The following is an 18654-nucleotide window of genomic DNA, read 5'->3' as shown; positions in this document are numbered from 1 at the left end:
TGTCCGCCGGGTTTCCGCCGAAATCGCATTCCACGCGGCCCCAGGGCGAAATTGGCCACGTGGAATGCGATTTCGGCAGGGCCGGGCTGCCGGGCTGCCGGGTTAAGCCCCCTTGGCGGACGAGGTCAGGACTTGCGGAGAATCGTGGCGGCCATCTCGCGCATCTCGCCGCTGGTCGAGGCCAGGATCTGGCTGCGGTTCTCCAGGTGCAGCGCAGCCTCCAGGCTGGACGCCTCGAGATTGGCCCACAGCACCTGCTTGGTCGATTCGACGCCGAATTTTCCGTATCCGCAGAGTGTTTCGGCGATCGACAGCGCCTCGTCCAGTGCCGGGTCGGCCACCCGTGAGGCCAGACCGAGCCGCAGCGCTTCGTCGGCGTCGACCGCACGCGCGGTCAGGATCATGTCGAAGGCAGGGCCGGCGCCGACGATGCGGGGCAGCGTGTAGCTCACGCCGATGTCGCACCCCCCGAGTCCTAGCTTGATGAACTGCGTGCAGAACCGCGCCGTCGGCGACGCCACCCGAATGTCACAGGCCGCGGCGATCCCGAGTCCGCCGCCGTAAGCGACTCCATTGACCGCCGCGATCACCGGTTGCCGCAGCCGATGGATCTTCGCCGTCAGGTCGGCGATGCGTTCCTGCCACCGCATGCCCGAGCGGGGGAATTCGGTGCCGCCGCCGGTCTGCTCGGGGTTGGGCGCGGTGAGGTCCAGTCCGGCGCAGAACCCGCGTCCGGCGCCGGTGAGGACCACCACGCGGCACGTGTTGTCGGCGGCGAGGCCGTCGAGCACGGCGTGCAGGCCCGCGACCAGCTCATGGGACAGCGCGTTGAGCTTGTCCGGCCGGTTCAGGGTGACCACGGAGATTTCGGGCCTGGGGTGGGTGACTTCGACGACGGACGACATGCCCGTCACGTTAACCGCTGCGCCAGCCCGCCACGCCGACAGTGATCATTCGCAGCTGTTTGATCGCGATGCGGCGGATTTCGGCGACGCTGGCCGGGTCGGTGGCGTCTTCGAGGGATTCGGCGATGGCGATCATGCTGTTGACGAACACGTTGGCGAGGATGTTGAGGTCCTCGCTGCTCCAAGTGTTCAGGTTGGGGAAGCGCGCCAGGTCGATCGCCAATTCCGAAGTGATCAGCCGTATTTCGGTGCGAATCGCATACCGCAGCACCGTGACGCCGGTTGAGCGCTCGCGGCCGATGAAGCGCCAGTGCTCGCGGCGCTGCTGCACGCTGTCGATGAGGATGTCCACCGAGGACTCGATCACCCGGTTCGGGTCGAGTCTGCCGGCCCGCGCGCCGCGCAGCATCTCGCGCAGCGCCCGGAACGACTCGTCGATCAGCACGAGGCCGAGCGCTTCCATCGACTCGAAGTGCCGGTAGAACGCTGCCGGAACGATGCCGGCCTCTCGGGTGACCTCGCGCAGGCTCAGGCCACTGAAGCTGCGTTCGGCGAGCAGGCGCAGCGCCGCCGCGACGATCGCCCGCCGGGTGGCCTCCTTGCGTTCCTCGCGTGACAGCGTCTCCTTCTCGCGAGACCGGGACCGACCCGATCGTGAGCTGGGCGTACGACTGTTCACTGTGTGAAACCTACCACACGCTGCAGCGATCTCTTGACCTGCCCGGCCCTCGGCGCGCACGGTGTACATATGTTCACTGAAACGCTCACGAAGGTGCGCAGGTCCGCGCTGCTGGACCTGCTGACCGGTCCGCACGGCGTCGACCGTTACACCGAGCTGGTCGACCCGACATGGACACGGGGCCACGCCCGTGCCCGCGTGGTCGCCGTGCGGCGCAGCACGCCGCGCAGTGTGACGCTGACCCTGGCGCCCAACCGAGCATTCACGGGGTTCCGGGCCGGTCAGCACATCAATGTCTCCGTCGACATCGATGGCCGCCGCCGCACCCGGCCCTACTCGCCGGCCAACGCCGAGACCGATCGGCATATCGAGCTGACCGTCGGCCGCCACGACGGCGGACTGGTGTCGTCCTATCTGTTCGAGCACGCCCGGCCGGGCATGGTTGTCGGTCTGGACTCCGTCGCCGGCGAGTTCACACTGCCCGACACCCCGGGACGCCTGCTGCTGGTCTCCGGCGGCAGCGGCATCACCCCGGTGATGTCGATGCTGCGAACGCTACGCGCCCGCCGGCACGCCGGCGAGGTCACGTTCGTGCACTACGCGCGTTCGGCACCGGAGGCGTGCTACCGCGACGAGCTCGCCGAGATCGCCGCGGTGATGCCGAATGTGCGCGTCCTGCACGGGTACACCCGCGACACGACCGGATCCGATCTACCGCCGCGGTTCACCGACCGCGTGTTCGACGCCGACGCGGTGTTCGTCTGCGGACCGCCCGCGCTCGTCGACGCGGTCCGGGGCGTCTACCCCGATTCCGTCGCGGAGAGCTTCGTGCCACCGGTGTTCACCGGCGAATCCAGCGGTGGCCGAGTGCAATTCACCGGCAGCGGACTCGACGTCGTCGATGACGGCCGTCCGCTGCTCGACCAGGCCGAGGATGCGGGCCTGACCCCGGAGAGTGGATGCCGGATGGGCATCTGCTTCTCGTGCACTCGTCGCAAGACCAGCGGTGCGGTGCGCAACGTCATCACTGGAGCATTGTCGTCGACGGAGGAGGAGGACATCCAGATCTGCGTGTCGGCGCCGGCCGGCGATGTCGACGTCGACCTATAACCGCCGAAATCGCATTCCACGCGCGTCAAGTGGACGAATCGCCGCGCTGGACGCGATCTCGGCGCCCGCCCGAGAACTGACCAAACTGAGAGGGAGATCATGACCGAAGTCCTGGGAACCCCGACCACCCCGACCACCAACCCGGCCGCCCCGACGCAACAGACCATCACCAAGACCGTCGCCGGCAAGACCGTCACCCTGACCCCCGAGCAGGCCGAGGCATTCGGTAGGGAACTCGACGCGCTCAAGGAGAGCGTGATCGCCGACCTCGGTGAGCGTGATGCCACCTACATCCGGCGAATGATCAAGGCGCAGCGTGGACTTGAGATCGGCGGTCGCGCTCTGCTGTTCGGCGGAATCTTCCCGCCGTTCTGGCTGGCGGGAACCGCGATGCTGGGGCTGAGCAAGATCATCGACAACATGGAGATCGGCCACAACGTCATGCACGGCCAGTACGACTGGATGGGCGACCCGGCGATCTCCAGCCGTGGCTTCGAGTGGGACACCGCCTGCCCGGCCGACCAGTGGCGGCACTCGCACAACTACATGCACCACACCTACACCAACATCGTGGGCCTGGACCGCGACATCGGCTACGGCATCCTGCGCATGAGCTCCGACCAGAAGTGGCGTCCGTACTACCTGGGCAACCCGGTGTATGCGTTCCTGCTGATGGTGCTGTTCCAGTACGGGGTGGCGCTGCACGAGATGGAGAGCGAGAAGATCGCCTCGGGCGAGATCACGCTGACGGACAAGAAGGAGATCCTCTCCGGGATCTGGGCTAAGACCAAGCGCCAGACGCTCAAGGACTATGTCGCGTTCCCGCTGTTGGCCGGTCCGTTCGCGCCGTGGGTGTTCACCGGCAACCTGACCGCCAATCTGATGCGCAACGTGTGGGCGTACATGATCATCTTCTGCGGGCATTTCCCCGAGGATGTTCAGGAGTTCTCCATCGAGGAGACCAAAGCCGAGACGCGTGGACAGTGGTATTTCCGGCAGGTGCTCGGCTCGGCCAATCTGACCGGTGGGAAGCTGTTTCACATCTTGTCCGGCAACTTGAGCTTTCAGATCGAACATCACCTGTTTCCGGACATTCCGGCGTTCCGGCACGCCGAGATCGCGCCGAAGGTGCGGGAGATCTGTGAGCGCTACGGCGTGCCCTACAACACCGGGCCTTTGCCGCGGCAGTTCGCGACGGTGGTGCGCAAGATCGTGAAGTTCGCCCTGCCGTTCTGACCCCCCTGAGACCGTATTCCACGCGGCCCCACGCGAGGGGCCGCGTGGATACGCGCGTTTCGGCGCCGGGGACGTAGGTCTTGTGGCGTGGAGGGTTGCATGGTGGGGTGTGGGCTGGGTCGGACCCTCTGTGCGGAAGGAAGCAATTCATGCGTGCTGCGTTGGCGGCGATGTCGGTGGTGGCTGCGGGTGCGTTGGGCGGTGTCGGGGTGGCGTCGGCCGAGCCGTCGGTGCCCGATGCCGGCCAGCTCACCGCCGAGCTGCGGCAGGTGCTCAACACCGGAGCGCCGGCGAGCGAACGGGCCGCCAAGCTGGCCGGCGGGCAGTCGGCCGTGCCGACCGCCGACAATATCGCCAATCGCCTGAACACCTATGGCGGCATGGTCAACTGGCAGGTGCAGAACCCCGTGCTCAACGGTGACCAGCTCGACGCGCAGCTCGCGGTGACCATTCCCATCTTCGGCACCAAGACCCACAACATCTACTGGGTGAATCAGGACGGCGCGTGGAAGCTGTCCAACTCGTCGGCGTGCGTGATCGCCACCGATGTCGCGGGAGTCGACTGCACGGTTTAGCACCGCCTGCCGAACTCGCATTCCGTGCGGTCGTTACGCCGAAGCGGGCACACTGTGCGCAATTTCGGTGAGACGGCGCGCGTAGGCGTACGCGTACGACGGGATCTGCACCGCGCCTCGCCAGCCGCGCGAGCGCATGGCTGCGTTCAGCCGGTTGATCACCAGGACGGGATCGTCTTCTTTGACGACTGAGGTGACATGCCAGTTGAGGCGGCGAAGCTCAGGCAGGACGCGCCGATCCTTGAGGTACTGCAGGCGGTCGGACTGATGTTGGTCGCCGTCGTATTCAAGGCCGACTTTGAAACCCTCCCAACCCAGGTCGAGAGTGCGGACGTGTACGCCGTCTTCGTCGACGACCGGGATTTGGGTGGCGGGCGTGGGGAAGCCGGCGTCGATGAGCAGCTTTCGCCACCACGATTCTCGCGGTGACTCGGCGCCACCGTCGACGTAGGGGAGCAGCGCCTTGAGCCGGGCAACTCCGCGTGCGCCCTTGTATCGATCTGCGAGCACCATGATGTCGTCAATCTCGAAGGGGCGGACACGCATGAGCGCGTCCAACCGTGCCAGAGCTTCGTAGTCGGGTCGGAATCGCCCCAGGTCGAACGCGGTGCGCTCAGGCGTTGCCACCGGCAGACCGTCGAGGTCCCGGTACTCGTCCGGTGCGATGCGTTCGTTGCGGGCGACCAGCCCCGCTGGGGAACGTGAACACTTGAAAATCAATTCGATGTCGACGGCGTCATCGACCCACAGTGAACCGTGTAACGCGGCCGCGGCCAGCCCGGTGACGATGCCCTCGCGCCTGCAATATAGCCACGCGCCGATGGTCCGGTCCCGCAGTGTGAGTTCGCGGTCCACAGGTGCGTGCACGTTGGGGAAGATCGGGCGGTACCAGCGTCTGAGTTCGTGACTGGTGACGGTGCCGGTCGCGACGGCCTCGGTTCCGATGATGACATGTCTCATGGCCGAATGATTGACCCAGCCCCTGACACGGTTCGCCGAGATTGCACGCAGCGCTGAAGTTATGCACAGGTGGGCGCGTGGAATGCGATTTCGTCGCGGACTGATTCGCCGAGATTGCGTGTGGCGCTGGAATTATGCACAGGTGGGCGCGTGGAATGCGATTTCGGCGAGGCACGGACCGCGGGGCGGTCAGCGCTGGCAGGTGGGGCACCAATAGGTGACCCGGTCGCCGCCCTTGTCCGTCTCGATGAGCGTGCCGCAGCGACGGCAGGGCAGACCAGCCCGGCCGTACACCCACACATCCTGACCCGGCCTGGTATTACCCGTCGTGGTGCGGTTGAGGCGGATTCTGTTGAGCCACAACATCTGTTGAGCCCGGTTGACGACACGCAACGGGTCGGTCAGTTCGCCGACCGCGGTGCCCGGACGCAACCCGAACACGAAAGAGATCTCGTTGGCGTACACATTGCCGACGCCGGCCAGCACCCGCTGATCGAGCAGCGCCTCGGCCAACGGACGGTCCGGGTCGGCCATCAGGTTGGCTGCCGCCACCGGCGCCGACCAGTCAGGGCCCAGCAGATCCGGGCCGAGGTGGGCGACGGCGTCCATGTCGGTGGCGCGATCCAGCACTTCCAGTACACCCAGATCAACACCCGACGCCCGAGACTGCGCGGTCTCCAGCACGATCCGAATCTTGTACTCCGGCACCCGGACCCGGCCGATCACCCACGCCCCTTCCATCTTCAAATGCGAATGGATGCTGGCCTGCCCGACCCGGATGAACAGGTGCTTGCCGCGGCTGAGCACTTCATCGACCACCTGACCGCTGAGATCCACCGCCGCGTAGCGGGGCACGCGGACATCGCAGCGGGTCAGCTCACGTCCCTCCAGCGCCTCGCGGAGCTTCCATGCGGCCCGATAGACGGTGTCTCCCTCGGGCATCAGCGCAACCGCAGCCCGCGGGGGGTGCGCGAGAACCCGGCCGTCGTCAGCGCCTCGGCCACCACCGAGTCTCGCGACTCCAGCACCGGCACACCGTCGATGCGCTCCACCAGCAGCCCCGGAACCCGTTGCCGCGTCACCAGTTCCGCCAGCGCCGCACCGGCGGCGTTGTTGATCCCGGCATCGGCGGTGAAGCTCAGCAGCGACCGGCCGCCCCGCTCGACGAACCAGGCCAACTCTCCGTCGACCAGCACCACCAGCGCGCCGGCCTTGCGTCCGGGACGGTGCGCCTTGTCGCCGTCGGTGTCGCGTAACGGCCACGGCAGCGCGGCGCCGTACGGGTTGGCCGGATCGGTCGCCGCGATCGCGATCGCGCGCAGGTTCTGCTGCTGGTCGTCGATGCTGTCGGCGTGGCTGCGCAACCGGTCGACGGTGCTGGCCGTCGCGAACTGCGCGCCGCCGAGGGACTCCACGAAATAGCCGCGCTGACACCGGCCGGCCTCTTCCATCGTGGTCAGCACCTTGTACATCGACGCGAACCCGCCGGGCACGTTCCCCCGGAAGTTCTCACCGGCCACGGCGCCCCTGGTCAGCACGCCGTGCCGCGCCAGCAGTTGTTCGGCCTGATAGTGCGCGCGCATGGTGGTGTCGACCTCGGCGACCGGCAGCGCCGACCAGCGACCCGCCACCGTCGGGTCGGTGTCGCGGTGCGCGCTCAGGTTCGACGTGCTCAAGCTGTAGCGGTTCAGCCGGGGAGCCCGGCGATGCCGGTGCGACGGCGTCGCCGCCCGGCGCTGACCGGTGCCCCGAGTGCCCGCCAGCAGCGCCCGCACCGGAGCGAACGTGTCACCGCCGACATATCCCGCCCAGATCAATTGCCACAACGCTTCTTTCAATGACGCCGCGGTGACGCCGTCGACCGATAGCTGCCGGAAGAAGTACGCCCCGCCGCCGGCCAGTGCGCCCAGCACCGCATGGTGCACATCGGTGAGGTCGAGTTCCCCGGGCGGCGCCAGCGACAACGGAGCGGTCTCGGCCAGATGGAACGCGACCCAGCCGTCGGCCGTGGACAGCGAACCGGCACCCGACCACAGCACCTCCCCGGAGGCCAGCAGTTCGTCGAGCATGCCGGGCTGGTAGTCGCGCACCCGCTGCCCGAAGATCAGCGGCTCGACCGCCGACGCCGGCATCGGCACTCCCGCCAGCTGGTCGATCACCGCGGCCAGCCCGTCGACACCGGTGACCGTATCGCCGCCGAGCATCTGCCACGAGGGCAGGAAGCGCCCGAACGCCGCGGTGCTGACCGGCTCGATCTGGGCCCGCAGCGCTGCCAGCGACCGCCGGCGCAGGATGCGCAGCACCTCCGTGTCGCACCACTGCTCCCCGGAATCGGTGGGCACGTCGGTGAATTCGCCGCGCACCAGCTTGCCGTCGACGGCCAGCCGGCCCAACACGTCGGCGGCCACGCGCAGCCCCAACCCGAAACGGGCGGCCGCCTCGGCGGTGGTGAACGGGCCCCGTGTGCGCGCGTAGCGCGACAGCAACTCGCCCAGCGGATCGACCACCTGCTCCAGGAACGCCATCGGCACACCCACCGGCACCGCCACACCGACACCGTCGCGCAGCCGGCCGATGTCCTCGATGGCGGCCCACCAGGACTGCCCGGCGAAGGACACCTGCAGCACCCGTTTGGCACTCAGCAGACCTTCCAGCCAGCCGCCGATCTCGGAATGCTCACAGCGCGCCACGATCTCGTCGGTGGTCAGCGGGCCGAGTAGCCGCAGCAGATCGGCGACCCCCTCGGCGTCGCGGGCCAGCCGTTCCGGTGTCAGGTGCTGCAGCTGCCGCGCCGTGGTGGCGACCACGTCGGCGTCGAGCAGCTCGCGCAGCTCGACGCGGCCGAGCAGTTCGGCCAGCAGCGTCGGTTCCAGAGACAGTGCGGCGGCGCGGCGTTCGGCCAGCGGGCTGTCACCTTCGTACATGAACGCGCCGACATAGCCGAACAGCAGCGACGCCGCGAACGGCGACGGGGTCGGAGTCTCGACCTCGAGCAGCCGCACCCGCCGCTGCGCGATGCGCGACATCAGGTCGACCAGCATCGGGACGTCGTAGACGTCCTGCAGGCATTCACGGACCGCTTCGAGCACGATCGGGAAATCCGGATAGCCGCGCGCGACGTCGAGCAGCTGGGCGGCCCGCTGACGTTGATGCCACAGCGGCGAGCGCTTGCCCGGGTGCCGGCGCGGCAGCAGCAGAGCGCGGGCGGCGCACTCCCGGAACCGGGACGCGAACAACGCCGACGAGCTGACCTCGGCGGTCACCAGGGGCTCGATCTCGTCGGGCTCGAACACGAAGATGTCTGCGCCGGGGGCGGTGTCGTCGGTGTCGGGCAGCCGCACGATGATGCCGTCGTCGGACGCGGTCGGCTTCTCATCGATGCCGTACCGCTCGTAGAGCCGTTTGCCGACCGCCAACGCCAGCGGCCCGTGCACCCGCAGCCCGTACGGTGAATGCAGGATGATGCGCCAGTCGCCGAGCTCGTCGCGGAACCGTTCCACCACCAGCGTGGTGTCCGACGGCACAGCTGAAGTGGCCTCCCGCTGTTCGGAGATCAGCTGCCACAGGTTGTCGGTGGCGAATGCGTCGAAACCCACGTCCTGGCAGCGAGATTCGAATGCCGCCCGGTCCAGCCGGGCGAGCTCTCCGTTGAACGCACCGATGGCCGCCCCGAGCTCCGCGGGCCGGCCCACACCGTCGCCTCGCCAGAACGGCAGCCGGGCGGGCTCGCCGGGGGCGGGGATGACGAGCACCCGGTCATGGGTGATCTCGGTGATCCGCCAGCTGGTCGCACCCAAGGAGATGACGTCGCCGGGCCGGGACTCGTAGACCATCTCCTCGTCGAGTTCGCCAACGCGCGAAGGCTTTTCGGAGTCCGCATTGGTGGCCAGGTACACGGTGAACATGCCGCGGTCCGGGATGGCCCCGCCGGAGGTGACGGCCAGCCGCTGGGCGCCGGGCCGGGACGTCAGGGTGCCGCTGTCGCGGTCGTAGACGATGCGCGGCCGCAGTTCGGCGAACTCCGTCGACGGGTACTTGCCCGACAGCAGATCCAGCGTCGCCTCGTACGCGCTGCGGGGCAGTGTCGCGAAGGGGGCGCTACGGCGCACGGTGTCGAACCAGGCCTCGGCGTTGACCGGCTCCAGCGCGCACGCCGCCACGGTGTGCTGGGCGAGCACGTCCAGCGGGTTGGCGGGCACCCGCATCGTCTCGATCTGGCCTGCCAGCATCCGCTGCACACTGACCGCGCAGCCGATCAGGTCGGTGCGGTGCTTGGGGAACAGCACGCCCTGGCTGATCTCGCCGACCTGGTGGCCGGCGCGGCCGATGCGTTGCAGCCCGCTGGCCACCGACGGCGGCGTCTCCACCTGGATCACCAGGTCGACCGAGCCCATGTCGATGCCGAGCTCCAGGCTGGACGTGGCCACGACCGCCTTGAGCCGGCCGCTCTTGAGTGCCTCCTCGACGTCCGCGCGGGCCTCCTTGCTGACCGAACCGTGATGCGCGCGGGCCAGCACCGGCTCCGCGCCGTAGGTCTGCCCGCTGCCCATCAGGTGGGCTGGGGAGCCGCCGGCCACCCCGGGGTTGTGTGCGCCGAGCTCGATACCCGCCCGCTCGGCGTGGATCTCATTGAGCCGGGCGGTCAACCGCTCGGCCAGCCGCCGCGAGTTGGCGAACACGATCGAGGAATTGTGAGCCTCGATCAGGTCGACGATGCGCTGCTCCACTTCGGGCCAGATCGAGTTGCCCTCAAGGTTGGCCATGTCGGGCACCGGAACCTGCACGGTCAGATCGAATGTCTTGGCCGCGGGCGGTGCGACGATGGTGGTCGGGGCCGCACCGGACAGGAATCGGGCCACCTCCTCGGGTGGACGCACGGTGGCCGACAGCCCGATCCGCTGGGCCGGCCGGGGCAGCATCGCGTCGAGGCGCTCCAGGGACAACGCCAGGTGGGCGCCCCGCTTGGTGCCCGCCACCGCGTGCACCTCGTCGACGATGACCGTTTGAACGTCGGCCAATGTCTCGCGGGCCGCCGAGGTCAGCATCAGGAACAACGATTCCGGCGTGGTGATCAGGATGTCGGGCGGCTTGCTGATCAGCTCGCGGCGCTTACTGGGCGTGGTGTCGCCGGAACGGACCCCCACGCTGATGGCCGGTGGTTGCTCACCGGTACGTTCGGCGATCCGCGAGATACCGGTCAGCGGAGTGCGTAGGTTGCGTTCGACGTCCACGGCCAGCGCCTTCAGCGGAGAGACGTACAACACCCGGGTGCCGCGGGTGGCCTCGGGATCACGGGCCAGCCCGTCGATCGCCCACAAGAACGCCGCGAGCGTCTTGCCCGATCCGGTCGGCGCGATGACCAGTGTGTTGTCGCCGTCGGCGATCGCATTCCAGGCCTGCGCCTGCGCCGGTGTGGGCTCGACGAAGGTGCCCGCGAACCATTCGCGCGTCAACGCGGAGAAGCGTGACAGCGCATCGGTGGTGACAGACATGGCTTCCATGGTGCCCTCGGGCACCGACATCCGATCTGTGCACCAGTCCATAAAGCGAAAACGAGCACGTCACCGTGGGTCGGGTTTAGGATTCTGACGTGCTGGCGGGGGACTGGCGGCCCCGGATTCCGGCCGCGACGATCGGCCGGCCGAGGATCGCTGACCGCGTCATCCGACGCCCGGGGGTGCTCCGGCGGCTGACGGCGGCGGACGGCGGTGACGTCGTCGTCGTGTCCGCCCCCGCCGGCTACGGCAAGACCACCGCGGCCGCGCTGTGGGACGCCGCGGACGCGCGGCCGTTCGCCTGGGTCCGCATCGATCATCTCGACGACGACCCGGTGCACCTGCTGCTGCACATCGCGACGGCCGTGGTGCGGCTCACAGACCGGGACAGCGATGTGCTGCGCTATCTGCGCGGCCCCGGGCGCGACCCGGTGACCCATCTGGTGCCCGCCGTGGTGCGGCTGTTCGAGCGTTCCGGACCGCTCGTGCTCGTGCTCGACGACGTACACAAGCTGTCCGACCCCGCAGCGGTGACGGCACTGCAGTTGCTGCTCGACCAGGCGCCGGCGACGATCACCGCGGCGCTGGTCGGTCGGTACATGCTGCCGCTGGGCCTGGCGCGGCGCGGGCTGCAACACGCCGTCGTGCGGATCGACGAGGAGGTGCTGCGGTTCTCCCCCCAGGAGTCGGCCGGCGTGCTCACCTCCGTCAGCGGTGCATGTGACGATGCGACGATCTCGACCGTCGTCGACCTCTGCGAGGGGTGGCCGGCGGGCGTGGTCCTGACCGCGATGGCGTTGCGGGACGGCACCACGCTCGAGACGCTGGCCGGACGCGACAACCTGGTGGTCGACTACGTGGTCGAAGAGGTCATCGACCGGCTCGACGCGAACACCGCGACGTTCCTGGTCGAGTCGGCGGTGCTCGAGCGCTTCACCGCCGAACAGCTCGACACCGTGCTGGGCCGTGACGACTCCGCGCGGGTGCTGGCGGCGCTGACGGGATCCGGCAACCCCTTCCTCATCGCGATTGACCCCCAACGGATGTGGTACCGCTACCATCACCTGTTCGCTGATGTGCTGCGTGCTCGGCTGCGTCTGACCGCGCCGGCCCGATTTCGCGAGTTGGCCACGCGTGCAGCTGATCTGCTGGAACGGGAGGGCGACATCGACGGTGCGTTGGTGCATGCCGTCGACGCGGGGAACCGGCAGCGGGCGGCTGCTTTGGTGAATCGTGAGGCGGTTCGGCTGGGATTCGACGGACGCGCCGGGGTGCTGGCGCGCCGGTTGGCGATGCTGGATGCGCGCACGTTCGCCGAGCACCCCGACGCCGCGGTGGCGCGCGCCTGGCTGGGCGCGACGACAGCCGACGCCGAGCTGATCCAGCGGTCGCTGATGCTGGCGGTGCGCGCCGATCACGGACAGCCGCTGTCCGACGGCACGCCGTCGGTGAAAGTGGCGGTGGCGCTGATCAGTTCGCTCCTGGGCGCGAACGGGGTCAACGACGTGATACGGCAGGCCGACATCGTCCGCGCGGCCGGGGACAATCTGGTGAACCCGTGGTGGGGCGCGGCCACCGTGATGAAAGGCGCCGCCGAGGCCATGCGCGGGAACGCCACCCGCGCCCGCGGTCTGCTGGAGGGCGCGCTGCCGGTCATCGACGAACTACCTGGTTTCCATGCCGCGGCGCTGGCCCACCTGGCGCTGCTCGACCTCGCCGCCGGCGACGACGAAGCCGCGGTGCAGCGCAGCGAGGCGGCCCGGACGCTGGCCGACAAGTACGACCTGTGCGACGTCGTGCCGATGATCGTCGTGTACGCCTCCAGCGCGGTCATGGCCGCACGGGTCGGTGAGGACGTCGGGCATGCGGTGACGGTGACGGAGACCTTGCTGGCCCGGCTGGGTAATCTGTCCGCGCGCACGGCCCTTCTCGGGCATGGACTGCTCGCGTGGACGGCGGCGGTGATCCAGGATCCGGATCTGCTGAGTCGGCACCTGGCCGCCGCGGAGCGCACCTGTCACCGCGAGCCCGACGCGACCGCGCTGATACAGCGCGTGGACCGCGTCAAGGCGATGGCGGCCGGGGGTGCGCGCCCGTTGACCGCCGCCGAACTGAGGTTGCTGCCGCACCTGGCCAGCCATCTGTCACTGCGGCGGATCGCCGAGGAGTTGGTGATCGGCCGTGAGACGGCCAAGAGCCAGGCGACCTCGATCTATCGAAAGCTGGGGGTGTCGTCACGCGCTGAAGCCGTCAGCGAGGCGAGAAGGGTCGGCCTGATCGCCGAGTGAGGTGGCACCGCCCTTGGACCAACTCCACGCGGTGAGGGCCCACCCCGAGCCGATCTTGCGCAGAGCCACGGTGAAGGTCGATCCGGCCTGGGTGCGCGACGTGCCGTTGACGGAGAAGGTCATGGAGGCCGGCACCACCACATAACCGAACGCACCGTTGACGTCGAGGTGCCGAGGCTCGCCGAGGACGATGTGGTAGTCCGACGCGCCGCTGTGTTCACTTTCGGACATCACGTCGCGCCACCAGGTGCGGGCCGCCGCGGGTCCGTGCCACACGTGCGGAGGCATACCGTCGAGGATGTGCATGGTCTCGGAGCAGGCGGCTGCCATCGCATCGACGTCGGCGTCGTTGAAGGCAGACACGTAGCGCAGCACCGCATCAAAGGGCGTCTCAGTCACAGGTCATCACCGCCAGGTTCCGCCACAGGTTCTGCAGGCTCTGTGTTCCACCGAACAGCGTGGTGAAATGGGTTGAGTCGATCAGCACGATGTCACCGGCGCGGTCCCCGTCCGGCGGCATCCAGATCACCGCGTTGAACGCGGAATTGCCGGCGTCGGTGAACGGATGGGGACGGTTCAGGTCGATAGGCTGGCGGGCCAGGACGCGCAGAGTCGCGCCTTCCGGTGCGGTCAGTTCGTAGTGCGGCAGGTGCTGATGAAAGCTCAGCGTCGGCACATCGGTCAGCAGTCCACGCTCGTCGAACTCGTGATAGGCGTTGAGCGGTACCGGGTCTCGCGTTCCGCTCAGCACGGCAGGGCGCAGTCCCCAGATGTTGTGCACCGGCACCCCCAGCGCGCGCATCAATGAGCGGGTGTACCTGCTGAACCGCTGCTGGCGCGGGACTAGGCGGTCCCCGTGGTGAAGGTACTCGACCTGCCGCTGGCCGAGATCGTCGGTGAAGCCGACATCGTGATGCGGGGCGAGTAGCAGGCAGGTGTCCTCACGGTGCAGCCACTCGCGCAGCGCTTCCACTTCGTCGCGTTCCGCTTCGAGTTCGGAGTTCAGGTGGTCGAGGCCGAACACCATCAGCGTGTCGGCGTCGGCCAGGATCCGCTCGTCGAGGGGTTGGTAGTAGCCGGCCTGGTCGACGCGCTGGAAGACGGCGACCGGGTGTCCGGTCACCTCGCCTACCAGATCCTGGAATGTGAGCGTGGACCGGTGGAAGAGCTCGAGTGTTCCGGCGATGCCCTGCAGGAAGTGGGCCGCGTCGAACTCCGGGGTCTCGTAGGCGGGGTAGGCGACGTTGCGAACCTCGGTCATGGTCGAGAAGCGGTTGCTCATTGCCGCCGGATCACGTTGCGATTCCCAGGGATAACTCCACGTCCAGTAGATGCTCACCCGCCGCCGGCCGTCGCGGGGCCGTGGCAGGTGGTCCTGGTTGTAGGTTCGGGCTGGTCGTGTGGCCATCGACACTCCTAACCGCCGAGCGTGGCGAGGTATCGCAGGGCGTTGAGCCCGGGCAGGAAGAAGTAGGCGCCGCCCCGAAGCGTGGTGAACGCTGGAATACCCTTGTGGACCTTGCGGATCGGACGTCTGGGGACGGTGAAGTCGAGCGTGCCGTCCTGGGCGCCGCAGATAGGGTCGTGCTCATTGCCGAGTTCGTGGAAAGTCCTGTCGTTGATCCACACGTTCTGGGCGAACTCGAACTGTCGCACCAGGCTGGCGCAGATGATGAATGCGGCGATCCCGCGATCGACGCCGTCCTCGGGCGCCCCGTCGGGCAGTGCGGGCCCGTACGTCGCCCCTCGGCGGATCATCCTGCGGCGGTTCATGTAGTGCGCGGTGTCTCGCGGGTTGAGCCGCCGAGCGTGCGAGCCCAGCGGGCACGCGTAGCCGAACGGGTCCATCTCTTTGTAGTTGAAGTCGTTGTTGCGCATCGGGTCCGCGCCGAGATCGGGGTCATCGGCGTCTGGCGCGAGAACCAAGGGAGCCCCACTGCGCCAACGTCCCATGAACTTCGCCGCCAGTAGCTCTTGTTCGTCCGGTGTCGCAGCGTTGTCGGCGAGATATGCGCGGAACGCCCCGACATGCTCCTGCAACCGGCGGTAGGCCAGATAGCTCCCGTTGCGCGACAGGGCCTCCGGGTGCGGCACACCGGCGACGGGGCCGTCTTCGTCGGGATAGCCGAGGATGAACTCGCCGGGTTCGAGCGCCGCGCCCGAACCCGGGGTCGGCTCCTCACCCGAGCCTTTGATGACGGGCTGGGACAGCCGGTCGCGGAATCCGAAATGATCGTGGGCATAGTTGAAGGGCGGGTGGGCGTTGAGGTCCAGGAAGGACAGCGTGCGGACACCGTCGCAGCGGGACACCAGCGCATCGTGTTCACCGACGCAGCGGGCGTGTTCGTCGTCATCGCGGGCGAACAGGATCGCGATGGCGTGCAGGTCGTCCCCGGCCAGTCCACCCACCCAGTGCTCCGGTGCGTTGGCTCCGGTGTCACCGAGGATGTCGGCGCGCGCCGCCATGCCTTCACGGAACTCGTCGGGAAAGGTGGCCAGGCCCGCCTCGGGGACCCCGAGTGCGCGCAGCCCGGTCCAGGTGAACGCGAGCGTCACCCAGCGCTGTGAACCGTCCATGGTGGCGGTGACGTCAGCAGCCGACTGGACGACGTCGAGAAGTTCGGTGAGCCATGCCCTTCCGCCGGCCGGGTGGTCGAACGTCAGAAACTCGTACCGCCCGGTCATGGCGGGGGTGCGGGTCAGCAAGATGTGCTGGATGTCGTCGAGCTCAAGAGTCACTGCAGTCGGGTCTTCGCGCGGGCTCTCATCACTGCATCTGGTCGAGCATGTCGGAGAAGGCCGCCTTCAGGCGCAACGCCTTCTTGATCTCGTCTGCGGTCACATATGGGTACTCGCCGTATTCGAGAAAGCTCGGGTACTGGTGTTCGCGGACGAATGTGATGAACGCCTCGGGGTTGCTCTGCCAATCTTCTGGGAAGCCTTCAAGATTCGTGAACACCGTGGTGATCCCGGTGGCGCTGAACAGGCGGACGGCGTCCTCGGTGTACTTGTCGAAGTCGGTGTCGAAGATGCCCTGGTACTGGAAGTGCAGGCCGGATCCGACGTCGAACAGCACCCAGCGTAGGTAGTGCAGCCGTAACGGTGCCAGGACGTCGGGACTACCGGCGATCGCGTCCTCGATCTGTTTGCCGTAGGCACGCACGGCTTCTTCGCGGCCCTCCTTGACCTTCGCGATGATCGAGAACCCGTAGCAGGCGGGGGTGCGCGGATATACCGGACCGTAGCGGCCGCGCTCCAGCTCGTGGTAGCCCTCCGGTGGGATCGCCATGGCCGCCGGTCGTGTCCAGCTTTGTTCGTCCACCATCGCGGTCAGCCTCCGATCGCCTCTGTGGCGCAGCGTAGGGCGCGTCCGCGGTGCTGTCTTCCCCCGATACGGGGGAAGCGCCGACGGATCCCGCGGTACACGCGGGGCGTGCCGACACCGGTGACCGGCGGGTCTATCGGTGCGGGATCGGCAAGATACGCAGAGACTCTCGGGTCGAACGGGAGGGTGGGAACCGCGTCGTGCACTTCTGAGAAGCCCGGGTATTTGACTTGGGTAATTCCTCAGAGCAGCAGTCTGTTTCACCCGTTGTGGGGGATGTCGCGGGCGCTTGCCACTGCCTACGCTGACGCAGCGATCCGTGAGCCAATGAGGCTGTGCGCGAACCAACGCAGGGAGTGTGCAAGATGCGGTTGGTTTACCTGCTCGTCGCACCGGTGGTGTGTTGCACCGGTATCGCCATCGCGCCGCCCGCGGTTGCCGATTGCACCAGTGCCGGCGGCACGACCATCTGTTCGCAGGGCGAGGTGCGCGGCTCCAACACCGGGGCCGGCCCGGGCGAAGGCCCGTACGTGCCCTACCCGTGCGATCTGGATTACTACGACTGTACCGAGTGGTGGAACGTCGATTTCGATGCCGATATCGATGTCAATCCTCGTCCGCCCGATATCGGACGACCCGGTCGTCCGGATATCGGCAACCCGGGACGGCCGGGCGGCGGCGGGGGCCGCCCCGGCGGCGGCGGCGGACGCGGCGGACGATGAGAACCGAGGAGAAGCGCATGGCATCTCATTTCCTGGCACCCGTGCTGGCCGCGATCGGCTGCGCCGCCGTGCTCGGTACCGCCGCGTCCGCCGCCGCACAGCCGCCGCCACCGGCTCCGCCGACCTGCTCTTCGGCAGACCTGGCGGGGACGATGACCGGGGTGATGGCGGCGACGTCGGCGTACCTGTACACCCATCCGCCCGTCAACGACTTCTTCACCAGCCTCAAGGGGCAGCCGCCGGAAGCGCGTCGCGCGGCGCTGCAGACCTACATGGACGCCAACCCGCAGGTACGGGCGGAGCTGCAGGCAATCCGGCAGCCCATGGTGGACTTTCGCAAACGCTGCGGCGGCTGAGCAGCCTACGATCGCTGGGTGCGAAAGATCTCTGTGCGGCGGATGACCGCCGCGGCGCTCGGCGCGGCCGGCGTCGTCCTGTCGTCGGCCACCGCTCACGCCCAGCCGGCGGCGCCCAACTGCACGGCGGCCGACCTCGCCGGTGTCATGACCGGCGTCAGCGCCGCCACGTCGGCCTACCTGTTCACCCACCCGCCGGTCAACGACTTCTTCACCACGCTCAAGGACAAGCCGCGCGAGGAGAAGAAGGCCGCGGTGACCGCGTACATGGATGCCAATCCGCAGGTGGCCGCCGACCTGCGGAACATCCGGCAGCCGCTGGTGGATTTCCGCAACCGCTGTCAGGGCTGACCTCAGCGCTGGTGCGGCGCGACGGACTCGACGAGCACGGCCGGGATGCCCGGCACCCGGCCCACCGCGTCCATCAGGCCGTGGGCACAGAGATCGGCGATCAGGTCTGCATCCAGTGAGGCGTCCAGCAGGCGCTGCCGGCACATCTCGAACGTGAACGCCAGCCAGCCGTAGACGGTCGCGCGCAGATCGCGCTCCACCTTCGCGTCGACCGGGCCGGCGGCTTCGGTGACGCGGTCCATGATCCGGTCGGCCTGACGATCGTTGTCGACGTTTTCGATGCCGCGCAGCACCGGATCGGACCGCCCTGTTCCCGTGTATGCCGCCCAGGCCCGGTGCGGGTGCTCCTCGTCGTAGCGCAGATAGGCGAGCACGCCGGTGCGGACCTGAGCGAACAGCGACTGACCGGGCAGGGGAGGGGTGTTGGTGGCCTGGAACATCCGTTCGCCCTCCGCGCGGACGACCGCGGCGAAGAACGCACGCTTGTCCGGGAAGTAGTGGTACATCAGCGCGCGCGAGACGCCGGCGCGTTCGGCGATCTCGTCGATGCGGACCTCGTCGTACGGCCGTCGGCCGAACACCTCGGCTCCGAGGGCCAGCAACTCGTTGCGACGATCCTCGGGTGAGAGCCTGCGGCGACCTTCAGTCATGG

The 18654-nt window shown here is 68.1% G+C and carries 17 protein-coding genes; 7 read left to right on the top strand and 10 right to left on the bottom strand.

All coding sequences use genetic code 11. From position 1 onward, the window contains the following. Positions 1 to 125: 125 nt before the first annotated feature. Together ACXMYJ_RS07980 and ACXMYJ_RS07975 are read right to left on the bottom strand one after the other, a co-directional pair. Positions 126 to 905 (bottom strand): enoyl-CoA hydratase/isomerase family protein, encoded by a 780-nt coding sequence (locus ACXMYJ_RS07980; RefSeq protein ID WP_460355229.1) that lies wholly within the window; start codon positions 903 to 905, stop codon positions 126 to 128. Positions 906 to 915: 10 nt separating this feature from the next. Then, positions 916 to 1584: a TetR family transcriptional regulator gene (locus ACXMYJ_RS07975; protein ID WP_443187635.1), complete on the bottom strand. Its 669-nt coding sequence runs from the start codon at positions 1582 to 1584 to the stop codon at positions 916 to 918. A 69-nt stretch (positions 1585 to 1653) separates the two neighbouring features. Between ACXMYJ_RS07975 and ACXMYJ_RS07970 the strand changes: the two genes are divergently transcribed. From ACXMYJ_RS07970 to ACXMYJ_RS07960, 3 genes are all read left to right on the top strand, one after another. After that, positions 1654 to 2694: a ferredoxin reductase gene (locus tag ACXMYJ_RS07970; RefSeq protein WP_260757608.1), complete on the top strand. Its 1041-nt coding sequence runs from the start codon at positions 1654 to 1656 to the stop codon at positions 2692 to 2694. A 99-nt stretch (positions 2695 to 2793) separates the two neighbouring features. Beyond that, a complete protein-coding gene (locus tag ACXMYJ_RS07965; RefSeq protein WP_460355225.1) occupies positions 2794 to 3930 on the top strand; it encodes a fatty acid desaturase family protein in 1137 nt (378 codons plus the stop codon). Positions 3931 to 4079: 149 nt separating this feature from the next. After that, positions 4080 to 4505: a hypothetical protein gene (locus tag ACXMYJ_RS07960; protein WP_460355221.1), complete on the top strand. Its 426-nt coding sequence runs from the start codon at positions 4080 to 4082 to the stop codon at positions 4503 to 4505. 33 nt (positions 4506 to 4538) lie between these two features. Here ACXMYJ_RS07960 and ACXMYJ_RS07955 read toward each other — a convergent pair whose 3' ends face one another. From ACXMYJ_RS07955 to ACXMYJ_RS07945, 3 genes are all read right to left on the bottom strand, one after another. Next, positions 4539 to 5465, bottom strand: a complete 927-nt coding sequence (locus ACXMYJ_RS07955; RefSeq protein ID WP_260757614.1) for a hypothetical protein — start codon at positions 5463 to 5465, stop codon at positions 4539 to 4541. A 189-nt stretch (positions 5466 to 5654) separates the two neighbouring features. Beyond that, positions 5655 to 6407 (bottom strand): endonuclease VIII Nei2, encoded by a 753-nt coding sequence (gene nei2 / locus ACXMYJ_RS07950; protein ID WP_460355217.1) that lies wholly within the window; start codon positions 6405 to 6407, stop codon positions 5655 to 5657. Beyond that, positions 6407 to 10957, bottom strand: coding sequence for an ATP-dependent helicase (locus ACXMYJ_RS07945; RefSeq protein WP_460355214.1), 4551 nt, complete (start codon positions 10955 to 10957; stop codon positions 6407 to 6409). The genes nei2 and ACXMYJ_RS07945 overlap by 1 nt, the downstream gene beginning before the upstream one ends. A 98-nt stretch (positions 10958 to 11055) precedes the next feature. Here ACXMYJ_RS07945 and ACXMYJ_RS07940 point away from each other — a divergent pair, with 98 nt between their 5' ends. Continuing rightward, a complete protein-coding gene (locus ACXMYJ_RS07940; protein ID WP_460355211.1) occupies positions 11056 to 13248 on the top strand; it encodes an AAA family ATPase in 2193 nt (730 codons plus the stop codon). Here the strand turns inward: ACXMYJ_RS07940 and ACXMYJ_RS07935 are convergent. From ACXMYJ_RS07935 to ACXMYJ_RS07920, 4 genes are read right to left on the bottom strand one after another with little or no spacing between them, the layout of a single operon-like run. After that, complete coding sequence (locus ACXMYJ_RS07935; protein WP_460355208.1) at positions 13195 to 13647, bottom strand: nuclear transport factor 2 family protein; 453 nt, start codon at positions 13645 to 13647, stop codon at positions 13195 to 13197. The two genes, ACXMYJ_RS07940 and ACXMYJ_RS07935, sit on opposite strands and share 54 nt — an antisense overlap. Next, positions 13640 to 14656, bottom strand: a complete 1017-nt coding sequence (locus ACXMYJ_RS07930) for a hypothetical protein (RefSeq protein WP_460355206.1) — start codon at positions 14654 to 14656, stop codon at positions 13640 to 13642. The genes ACXMYJ_RS07935 and ACXMYJ_RS07930 overlap by 8 nt, the downstream gene beginning before the upstream one ends. A gap of 8 nt (positions 14657 to 14664) precedes the next feature. Continuing rightward, positions 14665 to 15987: a Dyp-type peroxidase gene (locus ACXMYJ_RS07925; protein ID WP_460355203.1), complete on the bottom strand. Its 1323-nt coding sequence runs from the start codon at positions 15985 to 15987 to the stop codon at positions 14665 to 14667. A gap of 28 nt (positions 15988 to 16015) precedes the next feature. Then, positions 16016 to 16573, bottom strand: coding sequence for a hypothetical protein (locus tag ACXMYJ_RS07920; protein WP_260757623.1), 558 nt, complete (start codon positions 16571 to 16573; stop codon positions 16016 to 16018). Positions 16574 to 16938: 365 nt separating this feature from the next. Here ACXMYJ_RS07920 and ACXMYJ_RS07915 point away from each other — a divergent pair, with 365 nt between their 5' ends. Genes ACXMYJ_RS07915 through ACXMYJ_RS07905 form a run of 3 tightly spaced genes read left to right on the top strand, consistent with a single transcriptional unit; the run spans position 16939 to position 18002 of the window. Further along, the gene (locus tag ACXMYJ_RS07915; RefSeq protein ID WP_460355200.1) at positions 16939 to 17295 is read left to right on the top strand and encodes a hypothetical protein; all 357 of its coding nucleotides are present in this window, start codon (positions 16939 to 16941) and stop codon (positions 17293 to 17295) included. Between the two features lie 17 nt (positions 17296 to 17312). After that, positions 17313 to 17651 (top strand): heme-binding protein, encoded by a 339-nt coding sequence (locus tag ACXMYJ_RS07910; protein WP_260757625.1) that lies wholly within the window; start codon positions 17313 to 17315, stop codon positions 17649 to 17651. A gap of 42 nt (positions 17652 to 17693) precedes the next feature. Beyond that, entirely contained in the window at positions 17694 to 18002 is a 309-nt protein-coding gene (locus ACXMYJ_RS07905; protein ID WP_260757980.1) for a heme-binding protein, read from the top strand. A 2-nt stretch (positions 18003 to 18004) separates the two neighbouring features. Here the strand turns inward: ACXMYJ_RS07905 and ACXMYJ_RS07900 are convergent, their stop codons facing one another. Continuing rightward, positions 18005 to 18652, bottom strand: coding sequence for a TetR/AcrR family transcriptional regulator (locus ACXMYJ_RS07900; RefSeq protein ID WP_443187646.1), 648 nt, complete (start codon positions 18650 to 18652; stop codon positions 18005 to 18007). Positions 18653 to 18654: the final 2 nt, after the last annotated feature.

It is taken from the genome of Mycobacterium sp. ZZG (assembly GCF_054786995.1).
This window is presented reverse-complemented; position numbering and strand designations above follow the sequence as displayed.